This window comes from Chitinophagaceae bacterium (genome assembly GCA_016717285.1).
Classification (GTDB): Bacteria; Bacteroidota; Bacteroidia; order Chitinophagales; family UBA10324; genus JACCZZ01.
Genome location: JADKFU010000002.1, coordinates 374195 through 393595 on the forward strand (window position 1 = coordinate 374195; position 19401 = coordinate 393595).

Genomic DNA, 19401 nt, shown 5'->3' on the forward strand with positions numbered 1-19401 from the left:
CTTCAAGGTATACTTCATGCAGCATTGTAAGAGCAGAAAATCTCACCATAAAAGGAATCATCAATTATTAACCGAATGACCAACCGAATGCAATTTTCACTTCAGCATAAATCATCCAGTCTTGTGCTCCTGATTTTGCTGATGATAATGGTTATTGCCTGGTGTTTCGGTCCGATGGTATTGCATCCCAATGATTATTATTTATCAGCCGGCGGAGATGGCATCAGGAATTATTATGCCGTGGCTTACTATGCAAAGTATGATGGTGGCCTGCATTTTACCGGGATGAATTATCCGTATGGTGAACATGTGATGTACACTGACAATCAATTTCCGCTGGCATTTGCTATGAGCATCATACAATCAACTCTTTTTAATATTTCAGCTTATACAGTTGGCATCATCAACTATGTTATGTTTATTTCATTGATACTATCTGCTGTTTTTTTATACCTGCTTCTTTATGAATTGAAAGTGAAATCGTGGTTTGCAATTCCTGCTGCAATTGCCATCACTATTGTTTCACCACAATTGCAGCGGATGGGTGGCCATTACAGTTTGGCGTATGTTTTTTTTACGCCACTGTTGCTTTACCTGCTTTTTCATCTTCAGCAATCCAAAAGAAAGGTGAAGTGGACATTGGTTCTTTCAGCGGTCATTATTTTTTTTGGCCTCACTCATCTTTATTACCTCGCGATGGCAGGCGCATTTATTTTATGTTATGTGATGGTATCGGTGAACTTTGAATTTTTTTCGAACAAAAAAATCAGTGATCAGTCTATCTGGCCGTTGGCAACCGTCCTCATTGCATTTGTTTTTATTGAAGGAATTATATTTTTAACTGATCCTGTCACCGACCGGATAAAGATTCCGTATGGATTTTTTCAAAGCTATGCAACATCCGAAAGTGTTTTTAATCCGCCTTCCTGGAGTTATTTAAAGAACCTGGGATTTACTAAAATCATCAGTCAGACTTCACAAGGATATGCTTATGTAGGAATTACAGTAGATATCGCGATTTCTTTATGCTCTTTGCTGCTCTTGTTGTTTATTTTTCACCGGCCAACTTTCAGAAAGATTATTCCCGGCATTCCCGGTTTCCTGATTATCGCTGTTATAGCCTCCATTCCTGTATTGCTATTCTCGATGTGCCTGCCCTGGCGGTGGAACATGATGGAGCTGTTAAATCAATTTTCGTTTATCAGGCAATTCAGGGCACTCGACAGGTTTGCCTATGTTTTTATTATGTGATTTCGGTTTTCGCTGCGTTCGTTTTATTTAATTTCATCAATGCATTCTTTCAATGGAGTTTTAAAGCGGCCGGATGGATTGTTATAGTAGTTGTATTTGTGTTTTGGTTTGCAGATGGCTGGTCGAATCTGAAAACACTGAAAGATGCCTATCCGGGAAATAGTTATGCGCGTGAATATTTTTCTGACGACAATTTTACAAACTGGCTTTCGGAGAAGGGTTATACAGTTAATGATTTCCAGGCCATCTTTCCATTGCCTTTTTATCACATCGGATCAGAAAAACTTTGGATTGATCATCCGGTCAGTATGTATGTGTCTTCCTGGGCGTCACTGAATACGGGACTTCCAATTGTTGCAAGCTATCTTGGCAGAACATCGGTTTCGCAGGCATCAAAACTGGTTCAGTTAACTGCTGACTCGCTGATGGAAAAGGAAATACTGAAGGATTTAAAAAGTGACAAACCATTTTTAATAGTTACTTCGAATGAAGAACGTACTCCGTATGAAAAATTTCTGCTGAGCAAAGCTTCTTTCATCAATCAGCGTGGACCCTATTCGATGTATCTTCTACCATTGAGTGCATTCAAAACAGAATTGACGACTGTCAGAAATATCTTTTCAAATAGAGATCAGTTGCTGAACAGGCAGGAGGGAAATTATTACACATCGAAACCTGATTCATCTGTGGTAATTAAATACAGTGCTGATCAGCAATCATTTTTAAGTGAAGTTCTGTCTGCTGATTCCGGAAGCATAAATCTCTTTGACGGAATGCTGAAGTCAGAAAATAAGGATTCGGTTTATGATGCTTCAGTATGGCTTAAACTATTTATGAATAATTATGCAAGTCCTGATTTGCATGTGCTGCAGTATAATACAGCAGGCAACATCATCAGCAATCAATATGCGCAAGCGAAAAGTACCCCCATATTTTGGAAGGATGGGCGAGGGTGAATATTCAAATTGTGCTTGCTAAAGAATGTAGCAGGATAGAAATCGCGCTTACCTGTGAAGATAAGATCGCCGCTTGTCGTTTCCTGATAAGACCACTTGACACGGACGTATATTATGAATTTGGAAAAGATGGGGCATTTGTGATGAATAACTTTCTGATTCCTCATTCACCATAGCTACTTTTCGGGTGGAGCTACTTCGTTTTTGGTTCTGACCTTTTCAAAGCGCTCCATATCAGGTGCCACTAGAAGCGATTCCAATTTTTTCTCTTCCGACTCATTCAGTTTGATCCGTAGAAATGCAAACCAATAAGCATCTTTTGACATGGAATCGTAGTGAATGATGGCATGCCGGTATTCAAAAGTTTGAATTTGACTGATTGTGCAAAGTAGTAAGGTGATAAGAAGGAGAGCGTATTTGCTCCATTTTACTTTGAACATTTGTTGATAGAATGCACCCATCGGCAAAGCAAGTAAAGCATAACTTTCAATGAAGGCGCGCAATCCATAACTGCCGCCATACCACCACGACCACCAACTTAGCACTACATAAATATTTATGATGGTAAACAGTAAAACTGGAAGGAAAAACACACGGCAATATTTCCACAGGAATACCAATCCGAAGAATCCGAATAGCATCATTGGTGTATATATAAACCATCCTTTTCTATAGCTAAATAAACCATCGAGTATCATCGGTTCTTTCCAGAGGAAACCTTCACCTACATACGAAAAGAAAATCCATTGCCCGGTCATATTTTTCCAATAAAGCATTTGGAAAAACAAGGGTAAGAAGAGAAATAAGGTCAGTAAAATAAGTTGATGCCAGTGCCTGGTCAAAAGGATGATTTTATTTTTGAAGGCGTCCCAGGTGGTTACTCCATAAAGCAGGGGAATTAATATAATTATTCCATCTGTCGGACGGATAAGAATGGCTAAGCCGATAAAGAAACCAAGTTTAGCAGCAGTTGCCCATTCCTGAGACTTGTGCCATTTGATAGTGAAATACATGATGAGGATGAAAGTAAAAAACAGGTAAGCATGGCTCATCGGTTCGTGAACAGTATAATAAAAAAGATTGGTGCCAATTCCAATGCTTAGCAATACAAGCGCTGTTACTCCTTCCTTAAAATAGTTCAGCAGTATTTTGCGGAGATAGAACATTCCCAGCGTGGTAAAAAAAATGCTGCTGAAGAGCAACATTAACCTGTAAGGAGTGGAAAATCCATCTGGTGTGCCAAACAGTAAAGCATAAGTATGAGCTATAAAAAAAAACGGAGCATAATATAATGCCACACCCATGGTCATCTTTATCACATTGTTGCCATTCGGTGCTTTGTTCGGCAAATATTTTTGGACGTACCATTCAGGATGTGCATCATAAAACTTTAGCGATAGATCTTTCTCTATGAAAATCGCCGGTAGGTAGCAATAATAATTTGTTACATCGTAACTGATGGGTGAGCGCCATCCACGAAAATTCCCAAGGTTTAGGGTGGTCCAGACAAAGACCACTGCCATCAACCAGCAGGACAGAAATGATATTGATTGAAAACTTTTTTTCACCGACTTTAAGAAGGTAATAATTTACAACAAGTATATCTAAATTTTGGCGTATCAGGATTAATAAACAGAGCTTTCTTATAATAAAAAGCTGTTTCCAATCGAAGTTATTTGAAATTTCAATTCGAATTATTTCAGAATGAATTTTCCCGTAGCATTATATTTTCCAGCAACCATAGTTGCGAAATAGGCGCCGGGCAACAGAGTAGCAGGCAATTGAATATGGTTTAGTTGCAAAGGTTTCTGAAATATTTTTGTGAAAACCTGTCTCCCTTGCAAATCTGTTATGCTGATAACACAATTCTGATCTGATAAATTATCGCATGCAATATTAATTCCGTCATTCACGGTAGTTAGTGAAGGATAAATAAACAAAGTGGAATGATTGGGCGAAGGTGCAACAGGTTCATGGCTCGTTGTAATCAATGAACTGTCAAAAATAAGAATCGTCGATGAATAGGGTGGCACTAATAATTGGCCAGTCACGGTATTTTGATCAAGGTCGTAAAAAACAGAATCCGACAAATCGTACACTATAGTCGTTGCGCTGCTATTAACAAACAGTCTCGACTTTTTTAGTGGGTCTTCATAAAGTGCATCAGTCTTAATAATAGAAAAGTTATCCAGCCATATTATTGAGTCTTCATACAAAAGATGCGTAACAAGACGACTTATTTCGCCATTCCCATCATATGAGAAAACGGTTTGATAATCTTTGCGCACGGTAGAAAATGGGAAATATCTTGCAAGAGCAATTGTGAGATAAGGAAATTCTGATTGCTTCTGAAACAATCCTATATTTCCTTCTTTCATTGAATAACAACTAAAACGTAGTTGATAGAATCCATTACTTTCAAGCGTGACGCCTCCGTAATATGCTTCACCATAATTATAAGGCTGATCGTCGAACGTTATTAATTTCATGCATCCATAATCAAGAAGAGTTGTATTGTCGAGTAGTAACCACAGGTTGTCTGGAGTTCCATTGTTCCAACCATCGGTATTATTAGTAAATGCGCCATTATCTATGAGATTAGCTCCAATAGAATCTGTTGCAATGAACCGGTTGCGAAAAAAGAAAGTCTCCTTTGACCCGCTGTCGCCACCATAGATACTTTTCCACTGCGAAAGTGTGTAATAATGGTCCTGAGGTTCCGGTGAAGTGAGCAACTGTTTTCTTACAGAAAAATAATTATACGGATTGAAATAGTAATTGCTGTCGAAGGATGCAGGCGCAAAGCTTTCCACTGTCGAAATCATGGAAACGATATCAGCATATTCGTTCAATGAGTAGAAAGTATTTCCTGTAACAATATGGTTGTTGTTCGATCCAATAATACCTTCTTCAAATCGTAGCGCTCCATTATTGCAGCCAAAAATTACGTTTCCATTTATCATATGATCGGTACCACCGTGAAATAAACATACACCATAAGAATTGGCGAAAGCAACCGTGTTATTTTCTACCTGGTAATGATTCGTTTGCTCATCAAGAAAAATTCCGCTCGCGTTTATAGGTGCATTCGAAGTGGCTTCATTGCTTCCGATAACATATTGAACGATGTTGCTTCTTATAATTACAGAATCAGAATTGCTTCCATAGCTGTAAATGCTTCCCTGGTTATTAAAATGAAGCAAGGAATACGTGCAATTATTTTTTTCAATAACCATCTTCAGTCCATTTACATTCACCGAAGAATTACCAGTGCTGTCGATGTTGTTTTCAGACACGGTAACCTCATTCCCTTCATCAATCGAAATTCCAATGCCCTGCTGCAGGGTATTGATTCCATATCCGGCATAAAGTCCGATGTTGCTTATTTCATTGTGAGCAATCAATGTGGCAGAAAGTTGAGTTGCAGTAAAAGCGGCACCTGCAATATTTTTGAACAGCGAGCCTGTTACTTCACTTTCAGATGCACCATTCATCAGAGCAATGCCATCCTCACCTTGTGAAATGAACTGGCAGTTTCTCACAATGAGTTGCGTAACTGATCCCGGTGAAGCAATTCCTGACTTTGAACATTTTTCGAACTGCAGATTTTCAATGGTACAGTAGCCCGCACCATTTTCAAATAGAATTCCATATTCATATATCGATGCTTCCACCACTAGTTGGTTCGGATCAGTCCCCGCAGGCGGATAAAAATATAGCAGTTGCGTGTTAGTATCGTAATACCATTCTCCGGCAGTATCCAGTTCAAGGAAAACATTATCGAGGTAATAGCCGTAACCGTTTTCGATGGCAACAAATGAGTTGTTTACAAAATAGATGGAGTCACCGGAAAATCGGCTTACGCGATTGTATTCATAAAGCCTGTTGGTTGTCCGCATCCGGATGCCGGCACTATCCCAATAATGTGCTGCCTGAGTAAGAGTGGTATCAACAAACCCTGTATCACCAATTCCCATCTGATGAATCAAATAACCGCTGTTAGGATACCGGGCAATCACCATACGGCTACTGTTTGCGAATAGTTGAGCAGGCGTGTTGTAAAAAGGAGTTGTATAAACAGTATCCGAAAAAGGGCTCCAGTTTGCTACTATCTCTGCACCTGTAATGATGGCCGGAACAATTCCTCCATAGGTTCCGAAGTAAACAGGATTGGATTCATCACCACCGTTATAAACAGTGATTTGACCGCGGAAAGTATTTGCAGTGAGAAAAAGTACACTATCACCTGGTTGCAATTGTACTGTATTCAATTGATTGATCGTTTGCCAGGGTTCAGTAGTGGAAGTGCCAATATTGCTGTCGTTGCCGTTGTTTGAAAAATAATAATTAGTGGCGAATGATGAATTAACGAGCAATAGTAATAGCAAACAATAACCCGTGAATAATTTTTTCATTTAGCATTTTGATTCTGTGATCAGGTTAAAGTTATAAAATCAAATCTATTGCATCTTCTCCAGGGATTAAAAGATGCTTCACATTATTTCACACCTCTTAAAATGCAGCTATCAACCTGCACCATATAAATAAAGATCAGGTAGACGATGGATAAAAAAATGGTTCAATATTTTTTACTCACTCAAATGGATATTTTCAGTATTCATCAGTGGAAGTCCTTTAAAACGAAGCACCAGTTGCGCGACAGTCACCACATCTTTCTGACAGTAATTCACGATGCGTTGCAAATCCCTTTCAACCCAGTAAACCCGGCCAACGTCCTTTCCTTCAATGTCATCTTTTGGAGATGGAATGCCGAAGAGTGTGGCAAGCAATTTTAATGATGTAAAATGTTTATAGTCACCGAAACGCCAGAGTTGCATGGTGTCAACCATTATTACTTCATATGGTTTTTTGCCGGAAATATCCAGTAGGGCAGGTAGTGGAATTCCATGAATCAGCATTCTGCGGCAGAGATAGGGGACATCAAATTCTCGGATGTTATGTCCGCAAAACTGAAAGTGCTTCGATTGGTGATAATGCTGCAACAATCCGGCAAACTCCAGCAGTAATTGTTTTTCATCATCACCATAAATGGATTTTAACCTGAAATGCCATTCCCCGGTTTCTTTTTCTTTTCTGAACATGCCGAGTGAAATACAAATTACTTTCCCGAATTCTGCATAGATACCTGCATGATTGAAATACTGTTCCTCGGGAGTTTCCCCTTCCGATTTCAATCGTTCTGATTTTTTCAGGTAAAGTTCTTTTAACGCTTCCGGTAGCTGATCAAAAACTGAATATCCGGGTGCAGTCTCGATATCGAGACAGATTAATTGCTCGAAATGTAAATTGTTTAACATAAGCGTTTAGAGGATTTATAATAGATGATAAAAAATAGACGGACTTATAAAAACAGAATCAGGTCAGGTTAATGATTTTCTATTGGATAAGTGTACAAGGCATTTTTATTGTTGCCTTAAATAAAAAAGTGATGAAAAGAAAAGTAAGATGGATGAGTTGTTTATAAACGGATAAAGAATTTGTTGATATAAGATAAATGACAGCCCAATATAGAAAGTAAATCCGAAAAATAAAAAGGAAAGGTTTCGGATTGTTAATTTGCTTTTTGCAGTAAAGAATGGAAGTCGCTACTCAATTTTTTTATCTCCTGGTGCTCCTCGATTTTCCTTTCAATCCAAGGGCTCCCAGTAAGCTCCGGGTCACCATTCCGGCTACGGCCACACCAACTGATCTGATGACAGGACTCTTTAATAATTTATCAAAAGCTCCGGGCTCTGCTTTAACAGTTTTTTTCTTTTCGTCTTTTGTTCCGTTGTCTTCATTCCGTTCTTCACTTGCATCCTGCATCCGACGGTTAAGTATTTCAAATGCGCTATCACGATCGAGCACCTGGTTGTAGACGCGCACCAATTGTGATTGCTGAATCAGTTTTTTTATTTCTTCATCATTCAAAATGTCCATCCTTGAAGCAGGTGAACACATCAAAGTAGCAGTGAGCATGGTAGGAATTCCTTTCTCATTCAAGGCAGTAACGAGCGCTTCACCGATGCCTAATTGTGTGAGGAGTTCGTCTGTTTTGTAGTACTTAGATTCGGGAAAATTTTCCGCAGCGGTTTTTATTGTTTTGCGATCTGCTGCTGTAAAGGCACGCAATGCATGTTGAATCTTCAATCCCAACTGACTGAGAATGGCTGCCGGAATATCCTGCGGGTTTTGTGTGCAGAAAATTACGCCTACACCTTTTGAACGAATCAGTTTAATAGTGGTTTCCAATTGATCCAGCAATTGTTTGGAAGCATCGTTAAATATCAGGTGCGCTTCATCAATAAATAATACCAGCTTGGGTTTATCGGCATCGCCAATTTCAGGAAAGGAACTATATACTTCAGCAAGCAACGACAACATGAAAGTGGAGAACAACTTAGGTCGATCCTGAATATCCGTCAAACGGATCACGTTTATGAAGGCTTTACCATTACTATCGGTTCGTAACAAGTCGTGTGGATCAAAGGAAGGTTCACCGAAAAAATTTCCTGCACCTTGTTGTTCCAGTTCAATCACTTTGCGTAAAATGGTTCCTGCAGATACTGTTGAAATGGCGCCATAATCTTTTTCAATTTCTGACTTGCCTTCATCGGAAATATATTGAATCACTTTTTTAAGATCCTCCAGATCAAGCAACGGAAGTTTTTTGTCATCGCAATACTTGAAGATCATTGACAAGACACCTTGCTGTGTTTCATTCAGGTCCAATATTTTTGACAATAGCACTGGTCCGAACTCTGAAGCAGTGGCACGTAATCTCACACCTTCTTGCGATGAAAGGCTCAGCAATTCAACCGGGAAAATTGATGGTGTCCAGTTTGTTCCTATCTTTTTTAAACGCTCGTCAATTTTTGGATTCATGGTGCCTGCCATGGCAATTCCGCTGAGATCACCTTTAATGTCCATGAGTAAAGTGGGAACACCATTGGCGGAAAGACCTTCGGCGAGCAACTGCAACGATTTTGTTTTGCCTGTTCCGGTTGCTCCTGCAATCAAGCCATGGCGATTAAGGGTTTTCAATGGAATCTTCACCAGGTGATTGGTTGTACAATCACCATCAATAATTCCTGCACCTAACGTAATTGCTGTACCGGGAAAATTATAGGAAGCATCCAGCTCTTCAGTGAATTTTTGTTGATCAGCCATTCAATTTTACATTTTATGCAAATTAGAAAAGGAAATTAAGGATTGAAGGGTTTGGAGGAAATTAATTGATGTTTATGATTCTCACTTTTTTAACTAATCCAATCCCAATCAATAACGGCAGGTTATAATTGATGCATCATTCGTTTTTCACATCTATAGAAATCATAAATTTATTGCAACCAATTCACTCAAAAGAAACCAGTCGTGATTTCCTTATCTTCGCCCAATGATTACCTCCACCCAAAATGATTTCCGCAGCCTGAGTTTAGAGGATATTACGTCATATCTGGAAAGTGCCGGAGAGAAGACTTTTCGCGCCAAACAAATTTATGAATGGCTGTGGCAGAAGGGAGTGGGTTCTTTTGAGGAGATGACGAATCTTTCAAAAGATCTTCGCAATAAGCTGAAAGAAGATTTTGTAATCAACTCCCTTTCGTCCGACGAAAAACAAGTGAGCAAAGATGGAACAGTTAAGATGCGTTTCAAAACTTATGACGGGCATTTTATTGAAGGTGTTTTGATACCTGCTACAGACCGGCTCACTGCCTGTGTTTCTTCGCAGGTGGGTTGCTCACTTACGTGTAAGTTTTGTGCAACCGGCAGAATGGGTCGCAAACGCAATTTGAATTTTGATGAAATATTTGACCAGGTGGTGCTCATCAATAAGGAAGCTATTGCAGTGCACGGTCGTGGTTTAACGAATATCGTTTTTATGGGTATGGGAGAACCGTTGTTGAACTATGCGGAGATAATGAAAGCGGTAGAAAAAATTTCATCACCGGAAGGATTGGGGATGTCGCCAAGAAGAATTACTGTTTCAACTGCCGGCATTGCCAAGATGATTAAGAAGCTGGGCGATGATGAAGTGCGTTTCCGGTTGGCGCTTTCACTGCATGCTGCCAATGATGTGAAGCGAAATGAGATCATGCCGATTAATGAAACGAATGATCTTGAATCACTGATTGAAGCGCTTCATTACTTCGCGGAAAAAACCGGCAACCGTATTTCTTTTGAATACATCCTGCTCGATCATTTCAACGATTATGTAGAAGATGCACGTCAATTAGTGCAGATCTGTGAACGCATTCCGGCAAGAATAAACCTGATAGAATACAACAAGGTGGAAGGTGTGACTTATAATCGCGCATCCGATGATCGCGCCAAACACTTTTGTGATTACCTCAACAACCATGGAGTGATTGCAACTATTCGCCGCAGCCGGGGAAAAGATATTGATGCGGCCTGTGGGCAGTTGGCGAATAAATAAATCTTATTAAGGGTGTGTTGTAGCAAGTTCCCAATCGCTGATTGTTAAATTGCTACAAGGTTAAATGGTTGCCGGAGAACAGGATTCACTCGGAAAAGAACATCCAAATTCAAAATGAAATAGATTTTTACATTTTATAATTCTTCAATATTCAAGGTTGTAGGTGCGGACCACAACAGCATCAATCATTCACTACCAGACAACCTTGAGCCCAAGAGGTTCATAAGAATTCATTCTTTTATCTTTGGAAATAAGAGTATAGTTCCTTTTAATACATTGCCATGCAAGCATCCTGTCAAACGGATCACGGTGATACTGCATTGGAAGCTTAAAGAAGGAAGCTGACTCCATTTCGTGAAGTGAAATCATTTTTATCCCAATATCTTTTGCAGCAGATAGCAAATCGAGGGGAGATATGCCTTTCATTTCCAACTTTTTCAAATTGAATTTAATAGATAATTCCCAGAAACTTACTGTGCTTACAAAAAGATCATTGCCTTGCAATTCAATAGATTCCCGTGCGGATACCGACAACTTTTCAGGATAAACTACAGCCCAAACAAGTGTATGCGAATCTAACAGAAAATTCATAAGCCAATTAATTCTTTATCTGTCATTTCCCAGTCAGACATAAACGTAACAGTAGCTTTTCCTTTCAAAGCACCGAGCTTTCTCTTCTTTGTTTTATCGATTTTTTTCTCCGGTACTATACGTGCAATTACTTCTTTCTTTTTACCATAAGAAATGGCGATTTCTTCTCCTTCCTGTACCATATCAAGCACTTCAGAGAAATGAGCTTTCAGATCACCAACGGAATAGGTCTTCATACTTCAAAAATAAATCTATTTGTCAACTTGACAAGAAAAATCAGCCCTCTTTTTTCAGGTGATGGAGCTTGCTGTTGTGAAATCCGTAAGAGAAATAAATGACCAATCCTACAACGAGCCAGATCACAAAACCGATCCAACTGGTATAATGAATTTGAGCCATCATGTAAAAGCAGAAGATCAATCCAAGAACGGGAATGAGAGAAAGATTTTTGGTAAAGGAATAATAGCTGAGTGCGAAACAAAGAATCACAAACAACCACATTGGAAAATTGGAGGCGATGGTATTCCAGCCTGAAAAATCAAGCATTTGATTTTTCCATCCCTGCGCTTGTGTGAACACCAGGAAAATGGCGAGCACCAGAAAAAAAGGTAACAGGTATTTTGCATTTACATAAGGCGTTTTGAATTTTCCTCTAGGTGCATTCGGATCAATTTGCATTTTTAATACACCACCGCAAACCAGTACAAACGCGAACAGTGTTCCCATGGAAGTAAGGTCTAAAACAATATTGGTTGGAATTACGAGAATAGGAATTACCACCACAAACATGGTTACGATGGTTGAAAAAGATGGCGTCTTGAATTTACGGTGAACTGTTGCGAATTTTTTCGGAAGCAATCCATCGCGGCTCATGCTCATCCAGATTCTGGGTTGTCCCATTTGAAAAACGAGCAATACACTCGCCATCGCTACTACCGCACTGATGGCTATGACACCGGAAATCCAGTTGAGATTTACTTTTTCAAAAACAAAAGCCAGCGGATCGCCCACTGCTAATTGATCGTAGCTCACCATGCCGGTAAGTACCAATGCAATCGCAACATAAAGTATAGTACAAATGACGATGGAGTACATGATGCTTTTCGGTAGGTCACGTTCCGGATTAACACATTCTTCAGCAGTAGTGGAGATGGCATCGAAGCCGATGTAAGCAAAGAATACGGCAGATACACCGGAGAGCACACCACCAATTCCATTGGGTAAAAAAGGATTCCAGTTTTCAGTGTTTACGTAAAAAACACCAATTGCAATCACGAGTAAAACGATGGTAAGTTTTATGGCCACCATAATGTTACTGGCATTGCGTGTTTCTTTAATGCCTCTGTAAATAAGTGCTGTGATGATCAGGACAATGACTACTGCAGGAATATCTGCAATCAGGTGAAAACTACCCAATAACGGTGCGTTCGTCCATGCGAGATAGGCAGTTTGCTCTGCATGACTCAGGTCACTCAAAGCAGTTCCTGCAGTAATTCTTGCAGCAGCATCATTAAAGCCATTCTGTGCTGAAAAATAGTCGATGCTCGCCCATTCAGGTATATGAATGCCATTAATGCCGAGAAATGGAATGTTGACTTTATCGAGTAGTCCGGTAAAATAATCAGACCAGGAAACTGCCACCACCACATTGCCGACTGCATATTCCATAATCAAAGCCCAGCCGATAAACCAGGCCACCAATTCCCCAAAAGCTACATAAGAGTATGTGTAGGCACTTCCGGATACGGGCACAAGGGAAGCAAATTCCGCATAGGCAAAAGCGGCAAATCCGCAGGCAAAAGCTGTGAAGATGAAAAGTAATACAACGCCGGGTCCGCCATTGAAACTTGCATTGCCAATGGTGCTGAAAACACCGGCACCGATAATTGCTGCAATGCCAAAAGCAGTAAGGTCGCGCAGTCCAAGATGTTTAGATAATGAAACATGATCAACATCGCTCTCTCCCAGTTTCACTTGTTTCAAGATATAATCGACAGATTTCCGCCGGAAGAGTTGGTTAATATTCATAATGGAGAATTTATGGAGTACAAAATGGGAAAAAAAATCATGCGCACAAATTATAAGTGCATTTAGAAAAAGAGTTTTAATGCATATCTACTGCATAGTAATTGAATACGAACAAATCAATCAACATCTTTTCTCCGTGTAAATCCGTGCCTCCGTGGCAAATACTTGTGCATGCATGGCCACACCATTCAAGGAAGTCGTGGGCAAGTTGTCGATCATGTACCGATACCCAAATCATTCAACAACTTTTTTCCGCGTAAATCCGTGCCTCCGTTGCAAATACTTGTGCATGCATGGCCACAGCATTCAAGGAAGTCGTGGGCAAGTTGTCGATTATGTACCGATACCCAAATCAATCAACATCTTTTCTCCGTGTAAATCCGTGCCTCCGTGGCAAATACTTGTGCATGCATGGCCACAGAATTCAAGGAAGTTGTCGACGAGTTGTCGATTATGTACCGATACCCAAATCAATCAACAACTTTTCTCCGTGTAAATCCGTGCCTCCGTGGCAAATACTTGTGCATGCATGGCCACAGCATTTAAGGAAGTCGTGGGCAAGTTGTCGATCATGTACCGATACCCAAATCAATCAACATCTTTTCTCCGTGTAAATCCGTGCATCCGTGGCAAATATTTTTGCATGCATGGCCACAGCATTCAAGGAAGTTGTCGAAGAGTTGTCGATCATGTACCGATACCCAAATCAATCAACAACTTTTCTCCGTGTAAATCCGTGCCTCCGTTGCAAATACTTGTGCATGCATGGCCACAGCGGTGCAAAAAACATGTAATCAAATCCATCACTCTATGTTAACTACTAAATTGCCTTATTTTTAAAAATCATTATCTTGCGCATCTTTAAAAAAAACAGCCTCGTATGAAATTTATAGTGTCGTCAGGTTCATTGTTGAAACAATTGCAATTGATTGCAGGTGTTGTGAGTTCAAATACAGTGCTCCCGATTCTCGAAGACTTTCTTTTTGATATTAAAGACGGAAAGCTGACGGTGTTTTCAACAGACCTGGAAACATCAATGAGTTCATCGCTGGATGTGGAAGCTAATGAAGAAGGTAAAATTGCCATTCCTGCCAAATTATTGATGGACATTCTGAAAACGCTTCCTGAACAACCACTTACCTTTTCCATTAACGACCAGAATTTAGCGATCGAAATCACTTCTGATAAGGGAAAATACCGTCTTACCGGTGAAAATGGCGATGACTTTCCAAGAATTCCTGTTCCTGAAGAAACCAAAGAAATTAAACTGCCTTCCTCCGTTATTGCCAATGCCATCAACAAAACACTTTTCGCGGTAGGTTCTGATGATATGCGCCCTGCCATGACAGGTGTAAACTTTGAGCTCACACCGGACGGAATCACTTTTGTGGCAACGGATGCACATCGTTTAGTCAGGTATAAAAGGCTCGATGCAAAAGCCGGGAAGGCCACTTCTTTTATTGTCCCCAAAAAGGCGTTGCAATTGTTAGGAAATGCCCTACCTGCAGAAGAAACGCAAGTGAAAATTTCTTATAACAGTTCCAATGCGTTTTTTAATTTCGGTTATGTGAAGTTGATCTGCAGATTAATTGATGCACGATATCCTGATTATACAGCGGTTATTCCAACGGAAAACCCGAATAAGCTCACCATCCAGTCCAGTGATTTGCTGAGTTCATTGCGCCGTCTTGTAGTATTGAGTAGCAAGACAACACACCAGGCTACTTTAAAAATGAGCGGCAGCGAATTGAGTATTAATACGCGTGACCTTGATTTTTCGAATGAAGGAAATGAAACCCTTACCTGTCAATATGATGGTGAAGATCTTGAGATTGCCTTCAATGCAAAATTCGTGATTGATATGATTGCATCAATGAATGAAGAAGAAGTACAGTTTGAATTTTCTACACCTTCGCGTGCCTGCATCATGACTCCTGTAAATAAGAAGGAAAATGAAGATTTACTTATGCTCGTGATGCCGATTATGGTGAATACCTGACCTGCATTTTAATAAGTAATAATTAAAAGCGAAAGCCCTCTGATATTTAAAAGGGCTTTCGCTTTTTTGCAGTACTGGATTGCTGTTAAAAAACATTGCTTGAAGGTTAAAAGACGGTTATACTTCTTTTTTCTCGTCTACAGATTCTTCAGTTGATTCGTTGTCTTCAACCACTTCCGTTGTTGGAATGGAATCGTGCTGTTTCAGTAAATGATACCATTTGATCATCTTTTTCATGTCACTCACATGAACTTTTTCTTCATCATAATCAGGTACAATTTTCTTGAAATAGCTTTTTAAGGTTGCCGGATCTGATTTTGGGTCAGCCAATGGAATGTTAGTTTCCTGCTTGTTCATTTCAGCTAATACATTACGCAAGCTGATGGTTTCCTCCTGATTCAGGTAAACAGAAATGTTATCCAGCGAGGAAATGCCGTGAATGCGCGAAGAAACAAATTGTGTTTTTCCATCTTCCATCGATTTTACGACGATGCCGTTCCCTTTTGTGGAAACCAATGAGAATAATCCCGGAAGGCCGCTGATGGACATAATGTCTTTAAACTCCATGAAGTATTGATTTTTAGAGCGCCAAAAGTAATGATAAAACCGCGTCCGGCAATTGAAATTATGCAGGAATTGATTTTGTAAATAAGCGGATTGGGTTATCTTTGCGTCCTCAAAAAATTAAAAGAAGTTCAATGGCCAATACCAAAAATGCTCAGAAAGCCGATCGCCAGGCAAAGAAAAGACGGGAACACAACCGTTATTTCGGTAAAACTACCCGTAATGCTGTAAGAGATCTGCGTGCAGTGGATACCAAGGAAGAGGCAAAAAAACTACTTCCTGATACAGTTGCAATGATTGATAAACTCGCAAAACGCAACATCATCCATAAAAAGAAAGCCGACAACCTGAAATCAGGTCTGATGAAGAAGTTGAATGGCCTGAAGTAAAAACTGTTTTCGTAACATGCAGAGGTGCAGCTGAAAAGTTGCACCTCTGTTGTTTTTAAAGGTGTCGGATCGTAATAAAATCAGCTGTGGATCACGCTGTTTTATTTCTGAACGAAAAAGAAAGAAAACCGTAAATGGCTCCTCTGAGTTTCGGGAATATTCAAGCTAAAGGATAATGATCTGGAAATGTACTTCTTCGCAAAGCTCGCAAAGGAAGGAACCCATTTTTTCTTTGCGAGCCTTGTGCCTTTGCGAGAAAATATTAGTAAATAAAGCTGGAATCTTGAAAACCATATAATCAGTAACAAGTTTGAATAATTTGCTACCTTTTCGATTATTATATCCTATTTACTATGTCAAACAATAACCACAACCCTTCGGGCATTTATCCCGAACCCTCTGGTATCAAGAGTTGGGCTGAAGAAGATCGTCCGCGTGAAAAGTTACTGCTGAAAGGAAAACATACGCTCACCGAATCGGAGCTGATTGCCATTCTGCTTCGAACGGGAACGCGTGAAAAAACCGCAGTGGATATTTCCATGGAACTGCTCAAACGCACCAACAACGACCTTGCTGCACTTGGAAAACTTACAGTGCACGATTTTCTCAATTTGGGAATTTCCGGTATTGGAGAAACAAAAGCGATTACGATTGTAGCTGCACTCGAACTGGGACGGCGTCGACAATTGTCGGCTGTTAAGGAAAAAGATAAAATCACTTCCAGCCGCGATGCGTTTGATATCCTCTATCCGAAAATGGCGGATTTCAGGTATGAAGAATTTTGGATTTTGCTGTTGAACCGGGCCAATAAGGTAATTGGTGTAGAACGTATCAGCGAAGGAGGTTTAACGGGAACAGTAGCGGACCCAAGAAAGATTTTCAATGTTGCGATTAAAGCCGACGCTACTTCGGTGATACTCTGCCACAATCATCCTTCAGGCAACCTGCATCCCAGTCAGGCCGATATTGAGCTGACTAAAAAAATGAAGGAAGCGGGTAAAGTATTGGAAATTTTAGTGTTTGATCACTTGATTATCGGCGATGCTAAGTACTATAGTTTTGCCGACGAAGGGATGATGTAAGGGAAGTGCCGATGTGCCATTGAAATGATGTTATGATGTGAATCGATGTGCGATAATTTGAAGTGCCGATGTGCCAATAAAGAAAAGTGTTCCGTTATTTTAGAATGGAACGTGATATTACAATCCGCTGTACTTCGCTTGTTCCTTCATAAATCTGGGTGATCTTGGCATCGCGCATCAATCGCTCCACATGGTATTCTTTTACATAACCGTATCCACCGTGAATCTGCACTGCTTCTACTGTTGTTTTCATCGCCACTTCTGAAGCAAACACTTTCGCAATACTTCCTGATAAGGTATAATCAAGATGCTGATCTTTTTCCCATGCTGCTTTCATAATCAGGAGTCGTGCTGCTTCAATTTCAGTTGCCATATCGGCCAGCTTAAACTGAATGGCCTGGTGTTGTGAGATTTCTTTACCAAATGCTTTACGCTGCTTAGAGTAAGCAAGCGCCAGTTCATAAGCGCCGGAAGCAATGCCCAATGCTTGCGAAGCAATTCCTATTCTTCCGCCGGCCAGTGTTTTCATCGCGAACTTGAAGCCGAAACCATCTTCGCCAATCCTGTTTTCTTTGGGAACTTTCACATCCTGAAACATAATCGAATGTGTATCACTACCGCGAATACCGAGCTTGTTTTCTTTTCCTCCTACCGTTACTCCTGACCAGTTTTTTTCAACAATAAAAACATTGATGCCGCGACTTCCCTTTGCAACATCAGTTTGTGCAATCACGAGATAAACAGAAGCCGTGTTTCCGTTAGTAATCCAATTCTTTGTGCCATTCAGCAAATAATGATCACCGTTATCAATTGCTGTAGTGCGTTGCGAAGTAGCATCACTTCCCGCTTCCGGTTCTGAAAGGCAAAAAGCACCTAAATAGAGTTCACCATCTTTCATTCCACGGGCAAGAGGAGTGAGGTATTTCTGCTTTTGTGCTTCGGATGCATACGTTTCCAATCCCCAGCATACCAATGAATTATTTACCGACATGCATACTGATGCAGACGCATCTACTTTAGAAATTTCTTCCATGGCAGTTACATAGGAAATCGTATCCAATCCACTGCCGCCATAATCCGTTGAAACCATCATGCCCATAAATCCAAGTTCAGCCAATTTCTTCACCTGTTCCACCGGAAATTTTTGTTTCTCGTCGCGCTCTATCACGCCGGGCAACAATTCCTGTTGTGCAAAATCACGTGCTGCTTTCTGAATCATGAGATGTTCTTCAGTCAATTGGAAATTCATCGGGTATAATTTTTTTTGAGGTTGGTAAAAATAGAAATCTTTTGTGATTGGTCATTTTAGACAGTAGTCCTTGGGCATGAGTCATTGGGCATTCTATGACATGCAAACATCGAACAACATCCACAGCAACAACCTACCTTCGCAACTTAAATCAAACGCTTATGAAAAACACTTATCCACGTTGGATTCGCCAGATCACGAACTATTTTTTTCGCGGGTTAATTTTTGTTTCACCCATTTTTATAACGGTTTATACGATTGTTTACCTGATCAGGTGGTTAGATGGATTGATCCCGGGTTTGTTCCCGGGACTCAGCTTTTTGATTGTACTATCATCAATAACCGTTGTTGGATTGTTTTCCTCTTTCTTTTTATTCAATCCGGTGATGGCTTTCATTGAAAGTATTTTTTCTAAAGCACCTTTTGCAAAAGTGATTTATACTTCAATAAAGGATTTGTTTAATGCCTTTGCAGGAAACAACAGAACCTTCACCCAACCTGTAATGGTAACTTTATTTAAAGACGCAGGCATTCAGAAGTTGGGATTTATTACTAAGGAAGATCTTTCGGAAATAGGAATCAGCGGATTGTCGGCTGTATATTTTCCACACTCGTATAATTTTTCCGGAAACCTGTACCTTGTTCCGAAAGAAAATATTACCGTGCTGAAATCATTTGAAGCTACCAACGCGCTTAAGTTTATTGTCTCCGGCGGGATTACCGGAATTGAAAGCATAAAAAAAACTGAACCAAAGGAAATCATGAATGACGACCCGGCCGGCCTGATTTAAATATATCAGTGCTCAAAATGAATAGGATAACTTTTACTGTTCAGGCAATAATAAACAAACAGGT

The 19401-nt window shown here is 40.1% G+C and carries 16 protein-coding genes; 7 read left to right on the forward strand and 9 right to left on the reverse strand.

The window, feature by feature from the left end; translation table 11 throughout:
• Positions 1–75: 75 nt before the first annotated feature.
• Both IPO83_04695 and IPO83_04700 read left to right on the forward strand, forming a co-directional pair.
• Positions 76–1251, forward strand: coding sequence for a hypothetical protein (locus IPO83_04695; GenBank protein MBK9730580.1), 1176 nt, complete (start codon positions 76–78; stop codon positions 1249–1251).
• Entirely contained in the window at positions 1248–2207 is a 960-nt protein-coding gene (locus tag IPO83_04700) for a hypothetical protein (GenBank protein ID MBK9730581.1), read from the forward strand. The genes IPO83_04695 and IPO83_04700 overlap by 4 nt, the downstream gene beginning before the upstream one ends.
• A gap of 176 nt (positions 2208–2383) precedes the next feature.
• Here the strand turns inward: IPO83_04700 and IPO83_04705 are convergent, their stop codons facing one another.
• From IPO83_04705 to IPO83_04720, 4 genes are all read right to left on the reverse strand, one after another.
• On the reverse strand, positions 2384–3775 hold the full coding sequence (locus IPO83_04705; protein MBK9730582.1) for a hypothetical protein: 1392 nt from the start codon (positions 3773–3775) through the stop codon (positions 2384–2386).
• A gap of 126 nt (positions 3776–3901) precedes the next feature.
• Positions 3902–6622 (reverse strand): right-handed parallel beta-helix repeat-containing protein, encoded by a 2721-nt coding sequence (locus IPO83_04710; protein ID MBK9730583.1) that lies wholly within the window; start codon positions 6620–6622, stop codon positions 3902–3904.
• A gap of 174 nt (positions 6623–6796) precedes the next feature.
• Positions 6797–7525, reverse strand: coding sequence for a 3'-5' exonuclease (locus IPO83_04715; GenBank protein MBK9730584.1), 729 nt, complete (start codon positions 7523–7525; stop codon positions 6797–6799).
• Between the two features lie 301 nt (positions 7526–7826).
• The gene (locus tag IPO83_04720) at positions 7827–9377 is read right to left on the reverse strand and encodes a DUF853 family protein (protein MBK9730585.1); all 1551 of its coding nucleotides are present in this window, start codon (positions 9375–9377) and stop codon (positions 7827–7829) included.
• Between the two features lie 226 nt (positions 9378–9603).
• Between IPO83_04720 and rlmN the strand changes: the two genes are divergently transcribed.
• On the forward strand, positions 9604–10644 hold the full coding sequence (gene rlmN / locus IPO83_04725) for a 23S rRNA (adenine(2503)-C(2))-methyltransferase RlmN (protein MBK9730586.1): 1041 nt from the start codon (positions 9604–9606) through the stop codon (positions 10642–10644).
• Between the two features lie 192 nt (positions 10645–10836).
• Here rlmN and IPO83_04730 read toward each other — a convergent pair whose 3' ends face one another.
• The 3 genes from IPO83_04730 to IPO83_04740 are packed head-to-tail and all read right to left on the reverse strand — an operon-like array spanning position 10837 to position 13263.
• Complete coding sequence (locus tag IPO83_04730; protein MBK9730587.1) at positions 10837–11235, reverse strand: type II toxin-antitoxin system VapC family toxin; 399 nt, start codon at positions 11233–11235, stop codon at positions 10837–10839.
• Positions 11232–11471 carry a type II toxin-antitoxin system Phd/YefM family antitoxin gene (locus tag IPO83_04735; GenBank protein ID MBK9730588.1) on the reverse strand — a complete coding sequence of 80 codons (240 nt, stop codon included), beginning with the start codon at positions 11469–11471 and terminating at the stop codon, positions 11232–11234. The genes IPO83_04730 and IPO83_04735 overlap by 4 nt, the downstream gene beginning before the upstream one ends.
• 40 nt (positions 11472–11511) lie before the next feature.
• On the reverse strand, positions 11512–13263 hold the full coding sequence (locus IPO83_04740) for an amino acid permease (GenBank protein ID MBK9730589.1): 1752 nt from the start codon (positions 13261–13263) through the stop codon (positions 11512–11514).
• An 880-nt stretch (positions 13264–14143) separates the two neighbouring features.
• Here IPO83_04740 and dnaN point away from each other — a divergent pair.
• Positions 14144–15262, forward strand: a complete 1119-nt coding sequence (dnaN, locus tag IPO83_04745; protein MBK9730590.1) for a DNA polymerase III subunit beta — start codon at positions 14144–14146, stop codon at positions 15260–15262.
• 117 nt (positions 15263–15379) lie between these two features.
• On the opposite strand, the gene IPO83_04750 is transcribed toward dnaN, so the two are convergent.
• The gene (locus IPO83_04750) at positions 15380–15829 is read right to left on the reverse strand and encodes a DUF5606 domain-containing protein (GenBank protein MBK9730591.1); all 450 of its coding nucleotides are present in this window, start codon (positions 15827–15829) and stop codon (positions 15380–15382) included.
• A gap of 131 nt (positions 15830–15960) precedes the next feature.
• Between IPO83_04750 and IPO83_04755 the strand changes: the two genes are divergently transcribed.
• Both IPO83_04755 and radC read left to right on the forward strand, forming a co-directional pair.
• Positions 15961–16215, forward strand: coding sequence for a 30S ribosomal protein S20 (locus IPO83_04755; GenBank protein ID MBK9730592.1), 255 nt, complete (start codon positions 15961–15963; stop codon positions 16213–16215).
• Between the two features lie 353 nt (positions 16216–16568).
• Positions 16569–17297 carry a DNA repair protein RadC gene (gene radC, locus IPO83_04760; protein MBK9730593.1) on the forward strand — a complete coding sequence of 243 codons (729 nt, stop codon included), beginning with the start codon at positions 16569–16571 and terminating at the stop codon, positions 17295–17297.
• 94 nt (positions 17298–17391) lie between these two features.
• On the opposite strand, the gene IPO83_04765 is transcribed toward radC, so the two are convergent.
• Complete coding sequence (locus tag IPO83_04765; protein ID MBK9730594.1) at positions 17392–18546, reverse strand: acyl-CoA dehydrogenase; 1155 nt, start codon at positions 18544–18546, stop codon at positions 17392–17394.
• A gap of 161 nt (positions 18547–18707) precedes the next feature.
• Between IPO83_04765 and IPO83_04770 the strand changes: the two genes are divergently transcribed.
• Positions 18708–19337 carry a DUF502 domain-containing protein gene (locus IPO83_04770; GenBank protein ID MBK9730595.1) on the forward strand — a complete coding sequence of 210 codons (630 nt, stop codon included), beginning with the start codon at positions 18708–18710 and terminating at the stop codon, positions 19335–19337.
• Positions 19338–19401: the final 64 nt, after the last annotated feature.